Origin of the sequence: Brachybacterium paraconglomeratum, from assembly GCF_039541415.1 — a bacterium.
GTDB classification, from domain to species: domain Bacteria; phylum Actinomycetota; class Actinomycetes; order Actinomycetales; family Dermabacteraceae; genus Brachybacterium; species Brachybacterium paraconglomeratum_A.
In genome coordinates this window covers 18,984-38,471 of record NZ_BAABGE010000008.1, presented here as the reverse complement: position 1 = coordinate 38,471, position 19,488 = coordinate 18,984, and the positions used below count along the sequence as shown (strand labels likewise).

Annotated in this window: 17 protein-coding genes; 10 read left to right on the top strand and 7 right to left on the bottom strand. The window is 70.6% G+C overall.

Features of this window, described 5'->3' with window-relative positions:
• Nucleotides 1-28: 28 nt before the first annotated feature.
• Nucleotides 29-604, top strand: coding sequence for a GrpB family protein (locus tag ABD893_RS13040; RefSeq protein WP_345080917.1), 576 nt, complete (start codon nucleotides 29-31; stop codon nucleotides 602-604).
• Here the strand turns inward: ABD893_RS13040 and ABD893_RS13035 are convergent.
• Entirely contained in the window at nucleotides 546-1,529 is a 984-nt protein-coding gene (locus ABD893_RS13035; protein ID WP_345080912.1) for an arsenic resistance protein, read from the bottom strand. The genes ABD893_RS13040 and ABD893_RS13035 overlap by 59 nt on opposite strands.
• A 96-nt stretch (nucleotides 1,530-1,625) precedes the next feature.
• On the opposite strand from ABD893_RS13035, the gene ABD893_RS13030 reads away from it, so the two are divergent.
• The 5 genes from ABD893_RS13030 (at nucleotide 1,626) to ABD893_RS13010 (ending at nucleotide 6,999) form a co-directional block, all read left to right on the top strand.
• Nucleotides 1,626-2,858 carry an SPFH domain-containing protein gene (locus ABD893_RS13030; protein WP_345080909.1) on the top strand — a complete coding sequence of 411 codons (1,233 nt, stop codon included), beginning with the start codon at nucleotides 1,626-1,628 and terminating at the stop codon, nucleotides 2,856-2,858.
• Nucleotides 2,859-3,069: 211 nt separating this feature from the next.
• The gene (locus ABD893_RS13025; RefSeq protein WP_345080907.1) at nucleotides 3,070-4,386 is read left to right on the top strand and encodes a TFIIB-type zinc ribbon-containing protein; all 1,317 of its coding nucleotides are present in this window, start codon (nucleotides 3,070-3,072) and stop codon (nucleotides 4,384-4,386) included.
• A 51-nt stretch (nucleotides 4,387-4,437) separates the two neighbouring features.
• Entirely contained in the window at nucleotides 4,438-4,758 is a 321-nt protein-coding gene (locus ABD893_RS13020) for a hypothetical protein (RefSeq protein ID WP_345080905.1), read from the top strand.
• A gap of 1 nt (nucleotide 4,759) precedes the next feature.
• Nucleotides 4,760-6,448: an FAD-binding dehydrogenase gene (locus ABD893_RS13015; protein WP_345080902.1), complete on the top strand. Its 1,689-nt coding sequence runs from the start codon at nucleotides 4,760-4,762 to the stop codon at nucleotides 6,446-6,448.
• 11 nt (nucleotides 6,449-6,459) lie between these two features.
• The gene (locus tag ABD893_RS13010) at nucleotides 6,460-6,999 is read left to right on the top strand and encodes an AAA family ATPase (RefSeq protein WP_345080899.1); all 540 of its coding nucleotides are present in this window, start codon (nucleotides 6,460-6,462) and stop codon (nucleotides 6,997-6,999) included.
• Nucleotides 7,000-7,042: 43 nt separating this feature from the next.
• Here the strand turns inward: ABD893_RS13010 and ABD893_RS13005 are convergent, their stop codons facing one another.
• Nucleotides 7,043-7,909: an NAD(P)-dependent oxidoreductase gene (locus tag ABD893_RS13005; RefSeq protein ID WP_345080896.1), complete on the bottom strand. Its 867-nt coding sequence runs from the start codon at nucleotides 7,907-7,909 to the stop codon at nucleotides 7,043-7,045.
• A 100-nt stretch (nucleotides 7,910-8,009) separates the two neighbouring features.
• On the opposite strand from ABD893_RS13005, the gene ABD893_RS13000 reads away from it, so the two are divergent.
• Nucleotides 8,010-9,239 carry an endonuclease/exonuclease/phosphatase family protein gene (locus tag ABD893_RS13000; protein WP_345080893.1) on the top strand — a complete coding sequence of 410 codons (1,230 nt, stop codon included), beginning with the start codon at nucleotides 8,010-8,012 and terminating at the stop codon, nucleotides 9,237-9,239.
• A gap of 39 nt (nucleotides 9,240-9,278) precedes the next feature.
• Nucleotides 9,279-10,127 (top strand): sulfurtransferase, encoded by an 849-nt coding sequence (locus ABD893_RS12995; RefSeq protein WP_345080890.1) that lies wholly within the window; start codon nucleotides 9,279-9,281, stop codon nucleotides 10,125-10,127.
• A 7-nt stretch (nucleotides 10,128-10,134) separates the two neighbouring features.
• Here the strand turns inward: ABD893_RS12995 and ABD893_RS12990 are convergent, their stop codons facing one another.
• A complete protein-coding gene (locus ABD893_RS12990) occupies nucleotides 10,135-11,940 on the bottom strand; it encodes an alpha/beta hydrolase (protein WP_345080887.1) in 1,806 nt (601 codons plus the stop codon).
• Nucleotides 11,941-12,045: 105 nt separating this feature from the next.
• Between ABD893_RS12990 and ABD893_RS12985 the strand changes: the two genes are divergently transcribed.
• Nucleotides 12,046-12,987 (top strand): phosphoglycerate dehydrogenase, encoded by a 942-nt coding sequence (locus ABD893_RS12985; RefSeq protein WP_345080884.1) that lies wholly within the window; start codon nucleotides 12,046-12,048, stop codon nucleotides 12,985-12,987.
• 21 nt (nucleotides 12,988-13,008) lie between these two features.
• Here the strand turns inward: ABD893_RS12985 and ABD893_RS12980 are convergent, their stop codons facing one another.
• Together ABD893_RS12980 and mtnN are read right to left on the bottom strand one after the other, a co-directional pair.
• Nucleotides 13,009-14,841, bottom strand: a complete 1,833-nt coding sequence (locus ABD893_RS12980) for a BCCT family transporter (RefSeq protein ID WP_345080881.1) — start codon at nucleotides 14,839-14,841, stop codon at nucleotides 13,009-13,011.
• A 198-nt stretch (nucleotides 14,842-15,039) separates the two neighbouring features.
• Nucleotides 15,040-15,816 (bottom strand): 5'-methylthioadenosine/S-adenosylhomocysteine nucleosidase, encoded by a 777-nt coding sequence (mtnN, locus tag ABD893_RS12975; protein WP_345080878.1) that lies wholly within the window; start codon nucleotides 15,814-15,816, stop codon nucleotides 15,040-15,042.
• A 108-nt stretch (nucleotides 15,817-15,924) separates the two neighbouring features.
• Here mtnN and ABD893_RS12970 point away from each other — a divergent pair, with 108 nt between their 5' ends.
• Entirely contained in the window at nucleotides 15,925-16,821 is an 897-nt protein-coding gene (locus ABD893_RS12970) for an alpha/beta hydrolase fold domain-containing protein (protein WP_345080875.1), read from the top strand.
• A 6-nt stretch (nucleotides 16,822-16,827) separates the two neighbouring features.
• Here the strand turns inward: ABD893_RS12970 and ABD893_RS12965 are convergent, their stop codons facing one another.
• Both ABD893_RS12965 and argS read right to left on the bottom strand, forming a co-directional pair.
• A complete protein-coding gene (locus ABD893_RS12965; protein ID WP_345080872.1) occupies nucleotides 16,828-17,535 on the bottom strand; it encodes a lysoplasmalogenase family protein in 708 nt (235 codons plus the stop codon).
• A gap of 149 nt (nucleotides 17,536-17,684) precedes the next feature.
• Nucleotides 17,685-19,448, bottom strand: coding sequence for an arginine--tRNA ligase (gene argS, locus ABD893_RS12960; protein ID WP_345080869.1), 1,764 nt, complete (start codon nucleotides 19,446-19,448; stop codon nucleotides 17,685-17,687).
• Nucleotides 19,449-19,488 lie beyond the last annotated feature (40 nt).

Sequence of the window (19,488 nt, the reverse complement as noted above, 5' to 3'; positions counted from 1 at the left end):
TGTCGCCGACCGGTGAGAGGATCGCTTCATGGCCTCACACCCTTCCCGTCCGGACGTCACGGAGCCGCAACTCATCGGAGGCGTGGAGAAGCGCACCATCGAGATCGCCGACTACGACGAGCGCTGGCCCGAGTGGTATCGCGCCCACGAGCAGCGGATCCGCGACGCGCTCGCCGGCGCCGGTATCCAGATCGAGCACATCGGTTCGACCTCCGTCCCCGGCCTCGCCGCGAAGCCGATCCTCGACGTCCTGGTCGTGGTCGCGGATATCACCGCCGAGGAAGCCCATGTGGAGCCGCTCGTACGGGCCGGATACGAGCTGCGGGTCCGTGAGCCGGGGCATCGTCTGGTGCGCACTCCGGAACGCGATGCCCACGTCCATCTGCTCGAGCAGGGCGACCCGGGCATCGCGGCGTATCTCCTGCTGCGCGATCGGCTGCGGACCGACGCCGCAGACCGTCAGCTCTACGAGGAGACCAAGCGAGAGCTCGCCACCAGGGTCTGGGAGGACATGAACGACTACGCGGACGCCAAGACCGAGGCCATCACCGCGATCCTGAGTCGCGCACGCCGGTGCGCGGAGGATCAGCGCGAGGAGTCCTGAGCAGCCGCGGCAGCAGCCGTACCAGCACCACCATGCCGAGCAGCTCGATGAGGGTCTGGGTGACGACGGCGGCCGGGACCAGCGGGGACGGCATCGCGAGGGCGAGCGGCAGCACGACGAGGGAGTTGCGGGTGGCGCCGGAGAAGGTGACGGCGCGGGCGGAGTCGGTCTCGAGCCGCGAAAGACGCGAGGCCAGGATCCCGGCGGCGGTCGCGAGCACCAGGAAACCGACGTACACCGGCACCAGGGCCAACAGGGCACTGCCCGCGCCGAGCACGCGCGGGGTCTGGGACGCGACCACCGTGAACAGCACCAGGACCATCAGCGGCACCATCGCGGGAGAGAGGTTCCACCGCGGGGCGAAGCGCTGGAGGAGCGCCGCGGCCGCGAGAGGCAGGACGATCAGAAGCGCGAAGGCCCGCACGAACGGGCCGGGCTCGATCAGACCGAGCGCCGCCCCACCGCTCAGCAGCGGCACCAGCACCGGCAGCGCCAGCATCTGGGCGAGCATCAGCAGCGGGGTCGCGGCGAGCAGCCGTTCGTGCGCGCCGCCCGCGAGCGCGGTGAACACGATGACGTAGTCGATGCAGGGGGCCAGCAGCACCAGCAGGGCGCCGATCAGCAGCTCGGGCGAGCCGGTCAAGGAGCGCGTCAGCACCCAGACGATCAGGGGGACGGCCAGGAAGTTCGCGGCCAGCAGGGCCAGCAGGAAGCGGCCATCCCGCAGCGCGGCGCCCAGCTGCGTCAGCGGCACCCCGAGGAAGGTCACCAGCAGCAGGGCCGCGATAGCGGGCTCGACCGCGAGCTCGAGGGTCGGAGCAGCATTGGGCAGCAGCGCCCCGAGAGTCGCGCCCGCAACGATGGCCAGCAGATAGATCGCGACCTGGTGGTGCTCCGCCCACTCCCTGCGCCGCGCTCGCTCCATACACAGCGACGGTAGCGCGAGGACCCAGCGAGCATTCGGGGGGACCGCGATATCATGGCTCCGATCACACAGTCTCGGGGGAACGAAGGAGCTGACATGGGATTCATCCAGGCATTCAAGGGCGCGGTCGGCGGCATGCTCGCCGATCAGTGGAAGGACTTCCTCACCGTCCCGAACGGTCTGCCGCAGACGGCAGCACTGTTCCCGGCGGTCCCGCAGGGCACCAACGCCGGACGCGGCTCGAACACCCGCGGCAGCGAGAACATCATCTCCAACGGCTCGAAGATCCTCGTGCCCCAGGGCTACGGCCTGATCACCGTGGTCGACGGGCGCGCGACCGGCCTGATCACCGAGGCCGGCGGCTACGAGTTCACCGACTCCTCCCCGGATGCCCGCTCCGTCTTCGCCGGTGACGACATCCTTGCCTCGACCGTCGGCACCTCCTGGGAACGCTTCAAGTTCGGCGGACGCCCCTCCTCGCAGCAGCTCGCCTTCTACGTGAGCCTCAAGGAGATCCCGGACAACCGCTTCGGCACCCAGTCGGAGATCTACTGGGACGACGCCTACCTGAACTCGCAGGTCGGCGCCGTGTGCCGCGGCTCGTACACGCTGCGGATCATCGACCCGCTGCTGTTCGTGCACAACTTCGTGCCCGCCACCTTCATCTCCGCGAACGCCCCGGTGTTCGACTTCGCCGATGTCGACAACAAGGCCGGCAGCCAGCTGTTCCAGGAAGTCGTCGGCTCCCTCGCGCAGGCGTTCTCCCGCTACACGAACGATCCCGACAAGGGCAACCGCATCTCCAAGATCCAGGGCGATTCGGTGGGCTTCGCGCAGTCGCTCTCCGCCGCCGTCGAAGAGGGCTACCGCTGGTCCAGCGACCGCGGCCTCGCGATCGTGAAGACCGCGATCGTCTCGATCGAGTACGACCAGCACACCCGTGAGCTGCTCAAGGACGTGCAGAAGGCCGACGCCCTCTCCGGCGCCCGCTCGCAGTCCTTCATGAACCAGGCCGCCGCGCGCGGCGTGCAGGCCGCCGGGGAGACCGGCGGCGGTGCAGGCCTGGCGATGTTCGGGGCAGGCATGGGCGCGGCTGGCGGCATGGTCAACCCCGTCCAGCCGTGGGCTCCGCCGGGCCAGCAGGGCCAGCCCCAGCAGCAGGCCGCGCCGCAGCAAGGCCAGCCCCAGCAGCAGGCTCCGCAGCAGCAGGCGGCGCCGGTGCAGGAGGACCCGGTGGCCAAGCTCGCCCAGTACAAGCAGATGCTCGATCAGGGTCTGATCTCCGACGAGGATTACGAGGCGGCGAAGAAGGCCGCCCTCGGCCTCTGAGCCGGTTCCCCGCACCATGATGACAGTGCCGCCCGAGCGCCCGCCATGGGCGAGACCGGACCAGCCCGCCAGGCCGTCAGAGCCGGGCGGGCCGGTCCCGCCCGCCCCTACGGGACTGCCTCTGCGCCCCGGGCAGCCCGGGCAGGGGGACCCGTCCGCCGGGGACCCCCGGTTCACCCCGTCGGGCGCTCCGAGCGCTGGGCCGCAGGCGATGCCCCAGTGGCCCGGCGGCGCTCAGCAGGGTGGTGCCCAGCAGGGCGGCAGCCAGCAGCCCCCGGAGCAGATGCTCGGCGATGAGGCGGTCTCCGGCGCGGCAGAGGCGGCGCTGAAGCACTCCTCGAACCGGATCATCGACACCAGCTCGGGCAAGGACGACGGCCTGAACAAGTGTCCGCGCTGCGGCAGCTCGGAGATCCACTACTCGCTCAGCGCGAAAGCGCTGTTCTGCTCCTATTGCCGTCACACCTGGAACGAGGAGAACGCGGAGCAGGCCTTCGGGCTGAACTCCTCGATCTCGGAGCTACGCGGCCACACCCTGGCCTCCGGCACCGCGGACATCCGCGAGGACCTCACCACGGCGACCCTGAAGTGCCAGGGCTGCGGCGCGGAGGTGGTCATCAACGTCGAGCAGCAGCTGCAGGCCCGCTGCCACTGGTGCCGCCAGACCCTCTCGATCAACACCCAGATCCCCAACGGCGCGATCCCCGACGCGGTGCTGCCCTTCCAGCTCACCCGCGAGGAGGCGATCGAGCGCATCAGTGCGTTCGCGGGCAAGCGCAAGGCCTTCGCCCACGCCCGCTTCAAGTCGGAGTTCGTCCCGGACAATGTGATGGGCGTGTACATCCCGTACATGGTCGTCGACGGGAACATGCACGCCGTCCTCCAGGGCACGGGCGAGGTCACCACCCGTCAATACACGGTGCGGCGCAAGGTCGGGAAGGACAACTACGTCACCGAGACCTATTACGACGCGGACGTCTACTCCGTCCAGCGTGCCTTCGACCTGCTGGTGGACGACCTCACCGTGGAGTCCGCCGAGCGCTTCGACGTCAAGGACAACAAGCAGGCGACGAACAACATCCTCAACGCCGTGCAGCCGTACGACACCGAGAATGCCGTCACCTACAACTCGAACTACCTCAAGAACTTCACCTCCGAGCGCCGCGATCTGAACATCCGCGACGTGGACGACGAGGTCGAGAACCGATTCCTGGCGATCGCCCGCGCGAAGGCCGGCCCCACCATCGGCCGCTACGACCGCGGGGTGCGCTGGGAGGAAGAGGGGGTCGCCGTCCGCGGCACCCGCTGGGTCTCGGTGTACGTGCCGGTGTGGCTGTACAGCTATGCCGACTCCGCGAAGGGCGAGGGCTCCCTCGTGCACTACATCGCGGTCAACGCCCGCAACGGCAACACCATGGGCTCGGTCCCCGTCTCCCATCCGAAGATCTTCGCCGTGGCCTGCGCTGCAGGGTCCGTGGCGGCCGTGATCGGGGCCGTCGTCGGCTTCGGCTGGTTCCTGGCCGGATGAGACCCGCGATGACGCCCCTGATCTGTGATCCCCGCCCCCGAGGAGGATGCGATGCTCCCGCTGCTCGCTGAGCTGGCCGCCGATCCGACGACCACGATGCTGCTGGCCGATTCCGACTCCGGTGCCATCGGCATCGCCTTCCCCTTCATCGCCGGTCCGGCGGTGTTCGCGGCGGTCTACGGCGGGATCTACCGCTACTACCGCAACACCGACAAGCGCCACGAGTACGAGAAGGAGACGGAGGTCGCCGTCGGCAACCTCCGTCAGGGCGACCGGAAGGTCGGCTCCAACAACCGCCAGAAGAGCCGCTCCATGTCCGGGCGCAACAGCACCGAGCACCTCCAGCGCGTGCGCCGCATCAAAGTCCAGTGAGATGACCGCCCGCTCGAGCTCCGCCGGTGGCCAGGACGCGATCGTCATCGGCGCGGGCCTTGCGGGGCTGGTCGCCGCCACCGAGATCGCCGACGGCGGCCGACGTGTGCTCCTGCTCGAGCGCGAGGGGGAGCAGGATCTCGGCGGCCAGGCCTGGTGGAGCTTCGGCGGGCTGTTCTTCATCGACTCCCCGGAGCAGCGCCGACTGGGGATCCGCGACAGCCTGGACCTGGCCCGCCAGGACTGGTTGGGTTCCGCGGCCTTCGACAGTCCCGCCGACCACTGGCCACGCCGCTGGGCTGAGGCATACCTGCAGTTCGCCGCGGGCGAGAAGCGGGACTGGCTGCACCGGCTCGGCCACCGCAGCTTTCCGGTGGTGGGCTGGGCGGAGCGGGGTGACGGCCGCGCCGAGGGGCACGGCAACTCGGTGCCGCGCTTCCACATCACCTGGGGCACCGGTCCGGGGATCGTGGAGCCCTTCGTGAAGAAGCTCGCCGCACATCGCGCGGCCGGTCGTATCGTGCTGCGCACCCGGCACGCGGTGGAGGAGCTGCTGGTCGAAGGCGGGCGCGTCACCGGGGTGCGCGGCAGCAATCTCGCGGCTGACGCCACCCCGCGCGGCGTCGGCTCGAGCCGCGAGGTGGCCGGGGAGTTCGAGGAGCGGGCTGCCGCGGTGCTGGTCGCCACCGGTGGCATCGGCGGCAACGAGGAGCTGGTGCGTCAGCTGTGGCCCACCGAGCTGGGGACCATGCCGGAGCAGTTCGTGCACGGGGTGCCGGCGAGCGTCGACGGGACCGGGATGCTCGCCGCGACGCGGGCCGGCGGCCACTGGATCCACCAGGATCGGATGTGGCATTACACGGAGGGGATCCGCAACTGGGACCCCGTCTGGCGGGGGCACGGGATCCGGATCCTGCCCGGCCCGTCCTCGCTCTGGATCGATGCCCGCGGGAACCGGCTGCCGGCGCCCGCCTATCCCGGTTTCGACACCACCTCGACGCTGCGCCACCTGCGCACCACCGGCCATGATCACTCCTGGTTCGTGCTCACCCGGAAGATCATCGAGAAGGAGTTCGCGCTCTCCGGCAGCGAGCAGAACCCGGACCTCACCGGCAGGGACGTGCGCCAGGTGCTCTCCCGCGTCAAGCCCGGCGCGCCCGGCCCGGTGCAGGCCTTCCTCGACCACGGCGTGGACTTCCTGCAGGCCAGCGACGTTCCCTCGCTGGTCGCGCAGATGAACGCGCTGACCGGCGAGGAGCTGATCGATGCCCGCTCGCTCGAGCGCGTGATCCGTGCCCGGGATGCGGAGGTGCGGAACCCCTTCTCGAAGGACACCCAGATCACCGCCCTGCACGGAGCACGGAAGTACGTCGGGGACCGACTGATCCGCACCGCCGCCCCGCATCGACTGCTGGAGGCGAAGGCCGGTCCGCTGATCGCGGTGCGCCTGCACGTGCTGCTGCGCAAGACCCTCGGCGGGCTCGAGACGGACCTCGGCGGGCGGGTGCAGCGCGAGGCGGGGGCTGCCGCCGGCACCGAGCCGTTGCCCGGCCTGTATGCGGCCGGTGAGGCGAGCGGCTTCGGAGGCGGCGGCGTGCATGGCCACAACGCCCTCGAGGGCACCTTCCTGGGCGGCTGCCTCTTCTCCGGCCGCCAGGCCGCCCGCGGGATCCTGGCGGACCTGCGGTGACCGGACTTGCGATGAACGGGCCCGACGACGCCGCGGTGCCCCCGCGCGCTCTGCTGCTCACCGGCGCGGTCGGCGTCGGCAAGACCACCACTGCGCACGCGGTCGGTGACGAGCTCCGGACCCGCGGCATCCCCGGCGCGGTGATCGACCTCGACCAGCTGCGCCAGGCCTGGCCTGCGCCCGAGGGGGACAGGTTCCATTCCGCCCTCGAACGCCGGAACCTCGCCGCCCTCGCGACGAACTATCGCGCAGCTGGCGCCCGGGTGCTGGTCGCGGCCGGGGTGCTCGAAGAGCGTGCGGCGCGGGAGGAGTATCAGGCGGCGCTCGGCGGCAGGCTGACCGTGGTGCGGCTGACCGCCCCGCGAGACCTGGTGCGTGCCCGCCTGCACCGCCGGCACGAGCACGACCCTGCAGGACTGACCTGGCACCTGGACCGGTTCGACGAGCTCACCGTGATCCTCGACGCCGCGTCGGCCGAGGACATCACGGTCGAGGTGGCGCAGGATCCTGCGGCCACCGCGCGTGCCGTGCTCGCCGCTGCCGGGATCTGACGGCGTCGGGATCTGACAGCAGCGAGCACAGGCGGCCGAGCTCTCAGCGGGTCGTCGGCCCGGCGCCCGGCAGCAGCATCGTCGAGAAGTCGTGCTCGCCGTGACCGGCCTCGATCTCGGCATCCAACGAGGCCAGCGCGCCGTGCAGGGCGGGCAGATCGGCGCCCGGACGGGGTGTTCCTTCGACGGTGTGGATCATCAGCCGGGCATCCTTCGCGATCGCGTTCGCGGTGAAGTCCCCGCCCTCGGTGGTGCGCTCGCCGCGCACGAAGGTGCCCTTCATCGTGGCGATGAAGGCGAGCCCGGTCCCGCCGAGCATCTCGAGGGTCTCCTCGGCGGAAGTTCCGGTCGCTTCGCCGAGGGCGAGCGCCTCGCGCAGCCCCTGGGCGCTGATCGCGAGGGCGAGGTTGGCGAGCAGCTTCCCGACGGCGGCCTTGCGACCGGAGTCCACCCCGATCAGCCGTGTCGGATCGGCCCAGGGGGCCACCAGCTCCATCACCTGAGCCCGCAGGGCGGCGTCAGGGGTGCCGACGTAGACGCCGAGCGCACTGTTGCGGGCGGGGCCCAGCGAGCCGACCACCGGCACACCCACGTAGGTGGAGACTGTCGCGGCGAACTCGTCCGCATCGGCGGGGGAGACGGTGGTGGTGTCCACCCAGGGGATACCGGCCGGGATCAGCGCCGGGGCGATGACCGTCTCGCGCACCGCGTCGGGGCCGAACAGGGAAGTGATGATCAGCTCCGCTCCGTCGACGGCTGCCGCGGGGGTGGCGGCGACTGCGGCGCCTGCCTCCGCCAGTCGTGCGGTGCGGTCTGCGGTCCGATTCCAGACCGTCAGCTCATGATCCTTGATCAGGTGGAGGGCGAGCTCAGTGCCCATGCGGCCGGTGCCCAGGAATGCGATTCTCATGCTCCCAGTCTGGCATCAGTCGCTGGTCGGGGGAGGGGAACGCCAGCGGGCTGTCCACAGCGCGCTGTTCCCGGCTTCCTGGAGAGTGCACAATAGAGGAATGACTTCTCGCGTAACCCGTCGTCGAGCGCTCGTCGCGGCTGCTGCCGCGGGTCTCGGTCTGCCCGCTGCCGCCACTGTGGCGGAGGCCGCCCCGGCACCTGCCCGCCATAGTGGCCGCTTCCAGAACCTGCGGGTCGCGACCTTCAATGCGTCCCTGAACCGCAGCCGGGACGGGCAGCTGCTCGAGGACCTCGCCACCGGCGAGGACCCGCAGATCCGCGCGGTCGCCGAGGTCATCCAGATCAACAACCCCGACGTGCTGCTGCTGAACGAGTTCGATCACGATGCCGACGGCGCAGGCCTGGACCTCTTCCGCGAGAAGTACCTCCAGGTGCCGCAGAACGGCAAGAGCGCGGTCTACTACCCCTACGTCTTCACCGCTCCGGTGAACACCGGCGTGCCCAGCGGGATGGACCTGAACCGCGATGGGACCGTGGGCGGCGCGGATGACGCCTGGGGCTTCGGGGAGTTCCCCGGCCAGTACGGGATGGCGATCCTGTCCCGCTACCCGATCCTCACCGACCAGGTGCGCACCTTCCAGAACCTGCGCTGGGCAGACATGCCCAGCAACCTGCTGCCTGCCGAGTTCTACGGCCCGGAGATCTCGGCCGAGCTGCGCCTGAGCTCGAAGTCGCACTGGGACGTGCCGGTGCAGGTCGGTCCGAGCACCCTGCATATGCTGGCCGCGCATCCCACCCCGCCGAGCTTCGACGGGCCCGAGAAGCGCAACCAGCGCCGCAACAGCGATGAGATCCGGCTGTGGGCCGACTACCTCAGCCCCGGCCGCCGCTCGAGCTGGATCGTCGATGATGCCGGCGTCCAGGGCGGGCTCGCACCACAGGAGCAGTTCGTGATCCTGGGCGACTACAACTCCGATCCGCTCGACGGCGACTCCTGGCCCGGCGCGATCGATCAGCTGCTCTCCCACGCGCGGGTGCAGGACACCACGCCCCGCAGCACGGGCGCAGTGGAAGCCGCCACCACCCAGGGGGGCGCGAACAAGGACCATCTCGGCGATCCCCAGTTCGACACCGCCGACTTCGGCGACGATCCCGCCCCGGGCAACCTCCGGGTCGACTATGTGCTGCCCTCCCGGCCGCTCCAGGTGGTCTCCTCGGCCGTGTACTGGCCGGCGCAGGGGAGCCCCGGCAGCGAGCTGACCGGCGTGCACCCGTTCCCCACCTCTGATCATCGCCTGGTGCGGGTGGACCTCCAGATCAAGTCCTGAGCCCTGCGGGGTCGGGCCGCGGAGTCGTAGGCTTCCGGCATGACCTCCGCGCTGCCACCGATCCTCGACGTCACCGACCTCCAGACGCTCCGTGCGGGCGCCGCCGCGGGTGACCGCCCGCTCCAGCTGCTCGACGTGCGCTGGGCGCTCGATGGCTCCAAGGGCCATCACACCTACCTCGAGGGGCACCTGCCCGGCGCCGTCTACCTCGACCTCGACACCGAGCTGGCCGCCCCCGCCCGGGCCGAGGCAGGCCGTCATCCGCTGCCCTCAGCGGAGGACTTCGCCGCTTCGCTGCGCCGCGCCGGAGTCACGGAGGGCTCCGCCGTGGTCGCCTATGACGACAGCAACGGGGCACCGGCCGGCCGGCTCGTATGGATGCTGCGGGCGCTGGGACATGACGCTGCGGTGCTCAGCGGAGGCCTGTCCGCCTGGGACGGCCCGCTCGAGACGACGGACGAGCGCCCCGCCGCGGGTGACGTGCCGGTGCGTGACTGGCCTGCGAGTCATATCGCCACCGCCGACGAGGTCGCCGCCGGGGCCTCCCTGGTGATCGATGCCCGCGCCGCGGAGCGCTATCGCGGAGACGTCGAACCGATCGATCCCCGTGCCGGGCACATCCCCGGCGCCGTGAATCTGCCCTTCGCCGGGAACCTGGACCCGGCTGGCCGGTTCCTGTCCCCTCAGCAGCTCCGCGACCGCTTCGAGGCCGCCGGAGTGCAGGAGGATCGCGAGACCATCGTCTACTGCGGCTCGGGCGTCACCGCCGCGCATGACCTGCTGGCCCTGGAGAGCGCGGGCTACACCCGGCTGCGCCTGTTCCCGGGATCGTGGTCGCAGTGGAGCGCGGAGGCATCTCGCCCCGTCGCCGTCGGCCCCAACCCCTGAGCGACCCTCACCCCTGCGGGATGATCCCGCGGATCGCCTCGATGATCTCGCGGAACCTGCGCCGCTGCGCCTCCGAGGGCGCCCCTCCTCGGGCTGCGTCCCCGTCCTGACCCAGCACCGCGGCCCAGATCGGCACCATCTCCTCGTGATACGAGTGGCCGTGACCGCCTCTGACCTTGATCGACAGCGGCATGTCCGCAGCGATCTGCCAGAAGGTGATCCAGGGGAACCAGCGCATCGCGGGGGTGACGTCATGGCCCACCCGCTCCCGCAGCCAGGCCGGCTCCCGCCAGAGGAGGCTGAGATCCAGCCAGCCCACCGGATCGGAGGGATGCTGGGCATAGACCACCCGCGGATGCTCCCACGGCGCGTAGAGGCCGCCCCAGTAGTTGCGCACCAGATCCCGAGGCCGGGTCACCACGCGGATGTGGCGCCCGCTGTCGATGATCGGGGCGACGGCGGGGGAGCCGGGGCGGGACTGCTCGGTGAGCTGCTGCCAGAGCGGGGTGATGCTCGGGGTCCCGGTCCAGACCGCGCCGTCGATGGTGGAGAGCATCTCCGGGACGTCCCGGAACGCGGCCTGGCCGCCGTAGGAGCCCAGGGACTCCCCGGCCACGTGGAGAGCGGGCCGACGCTCGGGCGGGAGCTCGGCCAGCCGGCGCCGGACCGCTGTGAGGAGCAGCTGTCCGGCACGCTGGGGGGAGCGACGGTCCACGAGATAGGTGAGCGGGCTGGGGTAGTAGGAGTACTGGATCGAAGCGGTGGCGCAGTTCCCGGCAGTGAGGAACTCGATCGCCGAGAGCGACCATTCCTGCAGCCAGCCGGTGCCGGTCCCGGTGAACAGCACCAGGACGTCGCGGTCCCAGGCTCCGGTGCGGTCCAGCTCCGCGACCACCGCGGCGGTGGTCTCCTCGAGGGAGCGGGAGGCGGACGTCGCGGCGTAGACGCGGATCGGTTCGCGCGCCTCCTGGCCGATGGTCCGGCTGATCAGTCGGCGGTCGGCGCCGCCGGAGACGATCTTGCGGCCGGGAGCGCCGAGCGACTGCCAGCTCTCGAGCGACTCCGGGCCGCCCGAGCGCAGCGAGGAGGTGGGACGGGGGACATCCGGGGAGATCAGCAGGTTCGTGGCTTCGGCCCGTTCCAGCATGCTCTCCAGCACGCGACCGCGGATCAGCCGATCGGTGAGCACTGTGACTGTTGCCGCGGTGAGCAGGAGGGAGAGCACGCGCACGGTGCGGGGCGGCAGGTAGGGACGCAGCATCGCGCGATACAGGTGCGCGGTCGCGATCACCGAGCGGGCCAGCACCAGCGCGCCGACGGAGGCGCCGAGGCCCGCTGCGGTGCCCACCACATGGGTCGCGAGATTCTTCGGCTCCTGCTGCACCCGGTGGCTGATCTCCCGCTGACGCAGCACCCCGCGCACCCAGGAGTAGGACGAGATGCCCACCAGCGCGGCCGCCCCGGCCCAGCGGGCGCGGCGACGATGGTCCGGCGCGATCTGCACCTGCAGACCGAGCCCGGTGCCGATCCGACGCACCAGCTTTCTCACCAGCACACCGCTCGCGTAGCCGTAGACCTCGGACAGCCCGAAGTTCACCGCCCACATCCACCAGGTGCGCGGCAGCAGGCTCGGAGAGGTGGAGATCCAGGCGGCGACCGAGGCGCCGAGGAAACCGCCGGTGTCCAACGGAGTGGCGACCGCGACTCGGCGGGCCCGCGGTCCCGTCCTCCGGGTGGCCGAGCGCAGCACCGCGCGGGCACCACCCGCCAGTCTCGTCATGCTGAACAGGGATCGTGCGGGGCCGGAACGCATGAGCGCAGGCTATCGGACCGACTCCCTGACCGTCTTCCCGGATCTCGAGGGTCCGAGGAGCGATGAGGCAGCGCCGGAAGCACCCTGGATCCGTAGGCTGGGGGCATGAAGATCCTGCTGCCTGACACCGTTCCGCTGACCCCGACGCTGCCCGAGGGCTGGGAGGCGGTGACGGTCGACGCCCGTGCCGAGATCCCGGCCGCGCATCACGACGCGGAGGTCCTGGTGGTCTGGGGAGCGTCCCGCCGCCATCTCGCCTCCGCCGCGGAGCAGCTGACAGAGCTGAAGCTGGTGCAGTCGCTCTCGGCCGGGGTTGACGGGATCCTCGCCGCCGGCTTCGAGGAGGATGTGGTGATCGCCGCCGGGGCCGGACTGCACTCCCTCACGGTCAGCGAGCACGCTCTGGCGCTGCTGCTGAGCCTGGTGCGTCGCCTGCCGGAGAGCCGAGAGGCACAGCAGCGCCATGACTGGTCCTCGGAGCTCGGCGGTCTGCAGCCGCTCCACCCCGAGGACCGGATCACCACCCTGATCGGTGCACGGGTGCTGATCTGGGGCTTCGGACAGATCGGGCAGACCCTCGCCCCCACCCTGAAGGCGCTCGGCGCCGAGGTGCGAGGAGCCGCCCGCAGCGCCGGCACCCGAGCAGGGTTCGAGGTGATCGCCGAGGAGACGGTGCTCGCCGCACTGCCCGAGGTGGACGTGCTGATCAACATCCTGCCCGCGACGGAGCAGACCGCCGGGATCGTCGGCCGCGAGGTGCTGGCCGCGCTGCCCGACCATGCACTGCTGATCAATGTGGGACGTGGCGCCACCGTGGACCAGACCGCGCTGCGGGAGGCGCTCGAGGCCGGCACCCTGGGCGGCGCGGCGGTCGACGTCACAGACCCCGAGCCGCTGCCGGAGGGGGACCCGCTGTGGGACGCCCCGCGCCTGCTGATCACCCCGCACGCCGCAGGCGGTCGTCCGGTCGGGGCCGACGCTCGGATCGCCGAGAACCTCGGAGCCCTGTCGGCGGGGAGGGAGATCCTGCACGTGGCGGCCCGCTGAGCGCGCCACGTGCAGTGATGGTCAGGAACCGCGGGTGAAGGGGTTCTTCCGGCTGCGCCGACCGGGGGCGGTGCGGCTCTCGGTGGACTCGCTCGATCCCTCCTGCGGCGGGAGCTGCATCTCCCCGGTGAAGGTCTGCAGATGCTCGGCGACCTGCACTTCGACCCGTGCATCGACGCGGTCCGAGATCTCCTCGGAGTAGCGCTCGATGAACTCCCGCTGACGAAGCCGCAGCTCGAGCCGCTCGATGACCTGGACCTCCTTGCTCAAAGACTTCCAGAGCGAGATGCACATGCCGATCATCACGATCGAGAACGGGAGCGCGGACAGCAGCGCGAGCGACTGCAGCGCGGTCATCCCTGAGCCTTCGTCACCGGACAGCGAGCTGACCCAGATCAGGGAGGCGGCGATGACACCGGAGGTGGCAGCCCAGAAGATGCGGGTGATCCGCGGAGGGTTGGGGTCACCCTTGTGGGCGATCATGTCCATGACGAAGGCGCCCGAGTCGGCACTGGTGATGAAGAAGATCGAGACCAGGATGACAGCGATGCCGGAGAGCAGGGCGCCGGCCGGCAGCTGGGCGAAGGTGTCGAACAGCGCGGTGTTGGGGTCGATGTCGCCGGTGCCGCCGGTGAAGTCCACGCCGTCGATGACCGACTTGTACAGCGCGGTGCCGCCCATCACGGTGAACCACAGGAAGGTCAGCGCGGTCGGGACCAGCAGCACGCCGGTGATGAACTCGCGGACCGTGCGGCCCTTGGAGATGCGGGCGATGAAGACGCCGACGAAGGGCGACCAGGAGATCCACCAGCCCCAGTAGAACGTGGTCCAACCGCTGATCCAGGTCGCGCCCTCTTCACCGCGGAACGGCAGGGTCTGGAAGGACAGCTGCAGGAAGTTCTGCAGGTAATAGCCGATGTTCGAGACCACGTCGCGCAGCAGGAACAGGGTCGGGCCGAGGATCAGCACAGCGACCAGCAGCAGGGCGGCAAGACCCATGTTCAGGTTCGACAGGATCTTGATGCCCTTGTCGACGCCGCTCGCGGCCGAGAGCGTGGCCAGAGCCGTCACCACGAGGATGATGATGATCTGCACGGTGGTGGAGTTCGGCAGCACCCCGAGGTGATCGAGGCCAGCGGCGATCTGATTGACGCCGAAGCCGAGCGAGGTCGCGATGCCGAACAGGGTGCCCACCAGGGCGATGATGTCGATGACGTCACCGATCCAGGTATCGGTGCGCTTGCCGAGGATCGGCTCGAGCGCCCAGCGGATGGAGACGGGGCGGCCCTTGCGGTGGACGGCGTAGGCGACGGCGAGGCCGACGATCACGTAGATGCCCCAGGCGTGCAGGCCCCAGTGCAGGAACGTCTGGCCGAGGGCTCGCTCGGCCCGGTCAGGGTCCGCCAGTCCGGCGGCGTTCGGCGGGGCACCGTTCTCGCTGTAGAAGGTCAGCGGCTCGGCCGCGCCCCAGAACACGAGACCGATCCCCATCCCGGCGGCGAAGAGCATCGCGAACCAGGAGAAGACGCTGTACTCGGGCTTGTCATCATCTTTGCCGAGTTTGATGTTGCCCATGCGGCTGACGGCGACGATGATCCCGAAGGCCACGAAGGCGGTGACGATCAGGACGTAGTACCAGCCGATCGAGCTCACTACCGTCGAGTTCAGGGTCGAGATCGCCGAGTTGAAGACGTCCGGCAGCAGGAGTGCGAAGAGCACAGCCAGCAGGATGATCCCGGCGGCCCAGAAGAAGACCGGCTTCGAGAGGGAGTATCCGCCTTCGGGGGCGGACTGCTCCTCTGCGGAAGAGGGGGAGGAGGTCGGGGGAGAGTTCGGGGCCGACGATGCGGACACGGTGCCTCTTTCCGGAAGGGGACGGGGACAGGCCGACCCGCCGCACCGGACACCACGAGGGGTGATCCAGGTCACGAAATCGACGAACCGGGCCTCTGAACCTTAACGCGGACGTCCAGGGCGGGGGGCCCCAGGAGCCATTCAGGCGGCCTGCGGGTGCGCCGTCACACAGCACACCGGCCGGGGCACGGGCCGGCGTCAGCCCTGCGACAGCAGCGCCGCGAGCCCCTCCACCGCGCGCGCAGAGACCTCCGCGACCAGGTCCAGCTCGAGATGGAACTGCTGCCCGGCGGCCGGCCCGCAGAGGTCGGAGATCGCTCGCAGCGCGACGAAGGGGACCCCGAGCGCTGCGGCGGTGCGGGCGCTCGCCGTGGTCTCCATATCGGCGCTCACCGCCGCCGGGAACCGCGCACGCATCGGCTCGGCGAGGTCGGCGGTGACGAAGGCATCCCCGGAGAGCATCAGGCCGCGCCGCACCCCGCGGCCCTCGCCCGGAACCGCCTGGGCGTCGGCCCGCTGCGCCGCCTGTTCGGCCAGATCCACCCAGACCGGTGCGGCGGCGAAGCGCTCCGGGCCGCCGGGGACCTGCCCGGGGGCGTAGCCGAAGGCCGTGGCATCGGCGATCGAATAGGTGAAGGTCTCGCCCACCACCAGTGTGCCCACTGCGACGTCGGCGGCGAGCCCGCCGCAGGAGCCGGCGGCGATGACCAGGGTGGGAGCGGTGGTGAGGATGCCCCAGGTGGCGGCGGCGCTGGCGGCAGCGATCCCGATACCGGTGGTGACCACCACGGTGTCGGTACCCTGCAGGCGTCCGCGCACGGCGGCGACGCCGCCGGCGAAGGGGACGTCGAGGCGAGAGGCCCCCGTGAGCCGGGCGACCAGCGGAGACGCCTCCTCGGGCATCGCGGCGAGAACCAGCAGCGGGCCGGTGAGCGGCGGGATGGGCGAGGACGGAGACAGCGGCGAGCGGGGCATGGGGGAAGGCTACCGGGGCGCGGCGGGCCTCCGGGTCCCAGCTCGGTTCGTTAGGGTGAGTGCACACGCCAGCGAGGCGGTCCCCGAGGCCGCGAACAGGAGGCACTGATGGGACGCATCCGAGACGTCGTGGTGACAGGGGCACGTGCTGTACGGCGGATCCCGATCCCCGCGACCCTGTCCCACCAGGCGCTCAGCGAGGCCCGCCGCCCCAATCCGCCCAGCCACGTGCTGAAATCCCACGCGATCGAGCCCGAGATGATCGGCCGCACCCGCGCCGTCTGGCTCGATGAGCACCGTGCAGGCAACGGCGTCATCGTCTACCTCCACGGCGGCGCCTACGTCTCCGGCCCGTTCGCGAGCGACTGGGCCTGGCTCTCCCGCCAGGCGGAGGCCAGGGGCTGCGCGGGACTGATGATCGACTATCGCAATGCTCCTGACCACCAGCACCCGGTGGGCCGGGATGATGTGGAATCTGCACTGGCCGCCCTCGCCGCCGACGGCCGTCTCGAGGGCCGCCGGTGGGTGCTGGCGGGCCAGCATTCCGGTGGTGGCCTGGCCTTCGTCATCGCCCGGAGGCTGCGGGAGCGGAGCGACATCCCCACCCCGTCCGCGCTGATCGCGATGTCCCCCTGGCTCGATCTCGAGCTGTCCAACGCCGGGATAAAGGAGACCGATCAGTCCGATCCGGTGCACGAGCGGCGGCTGCTGCGGGATGCGGCACGCCGCTACGCGGGGCGCACCGCACTGGACGACGCGGATCTCTCCCCGATCAACGCCCGGCTCGATGACCTGCCACCCATCCACCTCAGCGTCGGGATGCGGGACCTGTTCCTCTCCGACATGCGGTTGGCGAAGCTGCAGCTCGAGGAGAACGGCGCGGAGCTGGCCTATCGCGAGGTCAGCGGCCGCCTGGGCCTGCAGCTCATCTCCCGCAAGGGTGAGGACATCGAGCGGCTCCACCGCGAGCAGGCGGAGCTGCTGGAACGGGTGCTGCGGTCCTGAAGAGCCTCAGTTCTCGACGATCACCAGGGCCGCGCTCGGCGCGCAGGAGGTCCAGCGGCGCCGAGGCAGCGCCTGGACCATCCCGGCGATGAGCAGGGCGTGACCCACGGTGTAGGTGAGCATCACCAGCTCGGTGCTGAAGGCGATCGAGGCGCCCGGCAGGAACCAGTCCATCGCCAGCAGTGAGCTGGACATCAGGAACAGGGTGCCGCCGGTCCAGGTCAGCCCGTTGCCTCCGGCGGAGAGGAAGGCCATGGTGGCCAGCGCCACCGCATAGGCCGCGACCAGCGGCAGCAGGGGGCCGGCACCATCGGCGCAGGCCACGAACAGCCCGATCACCACCCCTGCATAGGGAATGGCCAGGGCGATGCGCATCGCGTCACGGCTGCGGGCCCAGATCGGGGCCAGCGCCGCCGCGTAGAAGATCAGCGCCCCCAGGAAGCCGAACACGGTCAGCAGCTGGACCGGGCCCGGCAGCAGCTGGCCCAGCGTGTCCCCGGCCCAGGCGCACAACAGCCCGCCCAGCAGCAGGGTGGTGGTGCGGGAGCGCCGCGGTGCGGCGGTCAGCAGCACGGCCATCAGGATCGGTGCGAACAGCGGCTGGGTGAGCCGCCGCATCATCTCCGCGTCCATCATCATGGCGCCGATGTGCACGATCACCGTCAGGGCGTAGAGCGCCCACAGCGTGAGGTGAACGGAACGGATCGGCGGCACTGCTCAAGAGTAGGAAGCCCATCCCGACCGGACCAGGGAAAGTGCCGCCCGGATCGGGCACGGTTGGATAACGTCGGGCCACGTTTCGGTCACGACGGCCGACAGCTGTATGAATTGCCGCGGGTTGCCCGCCGTCTGTGAACTGGGCGTCACATCTGTTCAGGGGCGTTCACACCCAGGGCATCGAGACCCTCCACCAGCACCCGCTCGCTCAGCTGCGCGAGCGCCAGGCGGCCGGCCCGGATCTCCTCGTCGGACTCCTTGAGGATCGGGGAGGCCTCGTAGAAGGAGGTGAACGCCTGGGCGAGAGAGAACAGGTAGGCGCACAGCCGGTGCGGCTCGAACTCGGCGCCGACGGCGGTGAGCGTCGGCCCGAACTCCAGCAGGGCGAGCGCGAGCGCCCGCTCCGCGTCGTTCTCGACCCGCGGGGCGGCGCCGGCTGTGACCCCCTGGGCGGCGGCCTTGCGGCTGATCGAGCGGATCCGCGCCACCGCGTACTGCAGGTACGGGGCGGTGTTTCCGGTCAGGGCCAGCATCCGGTCCAGATCGAAGGTGTAGTCCGAGTCATGCGCGGTGGAGAGATCGGCGTACTTCACGCCGCCGATGCCGATGTCGTGGGCGATCTGCTCCCGCTCCGCCTCGGGCAGGTCCGGGCGCAGCTCCTCGATGACGGTGCTGGCCGTGCTCACGGCCTCTTCGAGCAGCGCCATCAGCCGCAGCGAGGAGCCGGAGCGGGTGCGCAGGATCTTGCCGTCCTCGCCGAGCACCGAGCCGATCTTCACGTGCTGCGCCTGGACGTCGCCCGGCAGCCAGCCGGCCTCGCGGGCCGCGCTGAAGACCATCTGGAAGTGCAGCTCCTGGGCGGCGCCCACCACATAGGCGATGCGGTCCGCCCCGAGCGTGGTGGTGCGGTGACGGATCGCGGCGAGGTCGGTGGTGGCATAGCCGTAGCCGCCGTCGGACTTGCGGATGATCAGCGGCAGCGGCTGCTCGTCACGGCCCAGGAAGCCTTCGGGGAAGACGCACAGCGCGCCGTCGGAGATCCGCGCGATCCCGGCGGCCTCCAGGTCCGTGCAGACCGCCTCGAGCAGGTCGTTGTAGCTGGACTCGCCGGCCAGGTGCTCGTCGGTGAGGGTCACGTCGAGCATGTCGTAGATGCGGTGGAAGTACTGCTTGGACAGCTCCACCAGGTTCGTCCAGATGCGCAGGGACTCGGCATCCCCGGACTGCAGGGTGGACACGCGCTTGCGGGCACGGGACGCGAAGTCGCTGCCGTCGGCCGCGGCTCCGGCGGCCTCGGCGGTGTCGAACTTGCCGCGCGCCGCCTGGTAGAAGGCGTTCGGGTCCGACTTCAGCAGATCCGCCTCGGCGCTGTCCTCGCCCACCTCGAGCAGATGCTCGATGAGCATGCCGAAGGGCGTGCCCCAGTCGCCGATGTGGTTCTGGCGGATCGCGGTGTGGCCGAGCTTCTCGAGCGTGCGCACGATCGAGTCGCCCACCACGGTGGTGCGCAGGTGCCCGACGTGCATCTCCTTGGCGACGTTCGGCGCCGAGTAGTCGACCACCACGGTGTCCGGGGATTCGGGGGAGGGGATGCCGAGGCGCGCATCGGCGGAGAGCTCGGCCGCCTGCGCGGCGATCCAGTCGGTGCGCAGGCGGATGTTCAGGAAGCCGGGGCCCGCGATCTCGGGAGTCTCGGCGATGTCGTCCAGGTCCACTGCGGCGAGGATCTCGGCGGCGATGTCGCGGGGCTTCCTCCCCAGGCGCTTCGCGAGTCCCATCGCGGCATTGCACTGGAAGTCCGCGAACTGGGAGGGGCGGATGATCGGATCCGCGTCGGCGAACTCGGGTCCGAAGGCGGCGGTGAAGGCGGACTGGAAACGCTGGGTCAGCGCGATCTCGGGAGCAGGCATGCCTCCAGGGTAATCGGCGCAGGGAGCCGTTCCCGCGCGC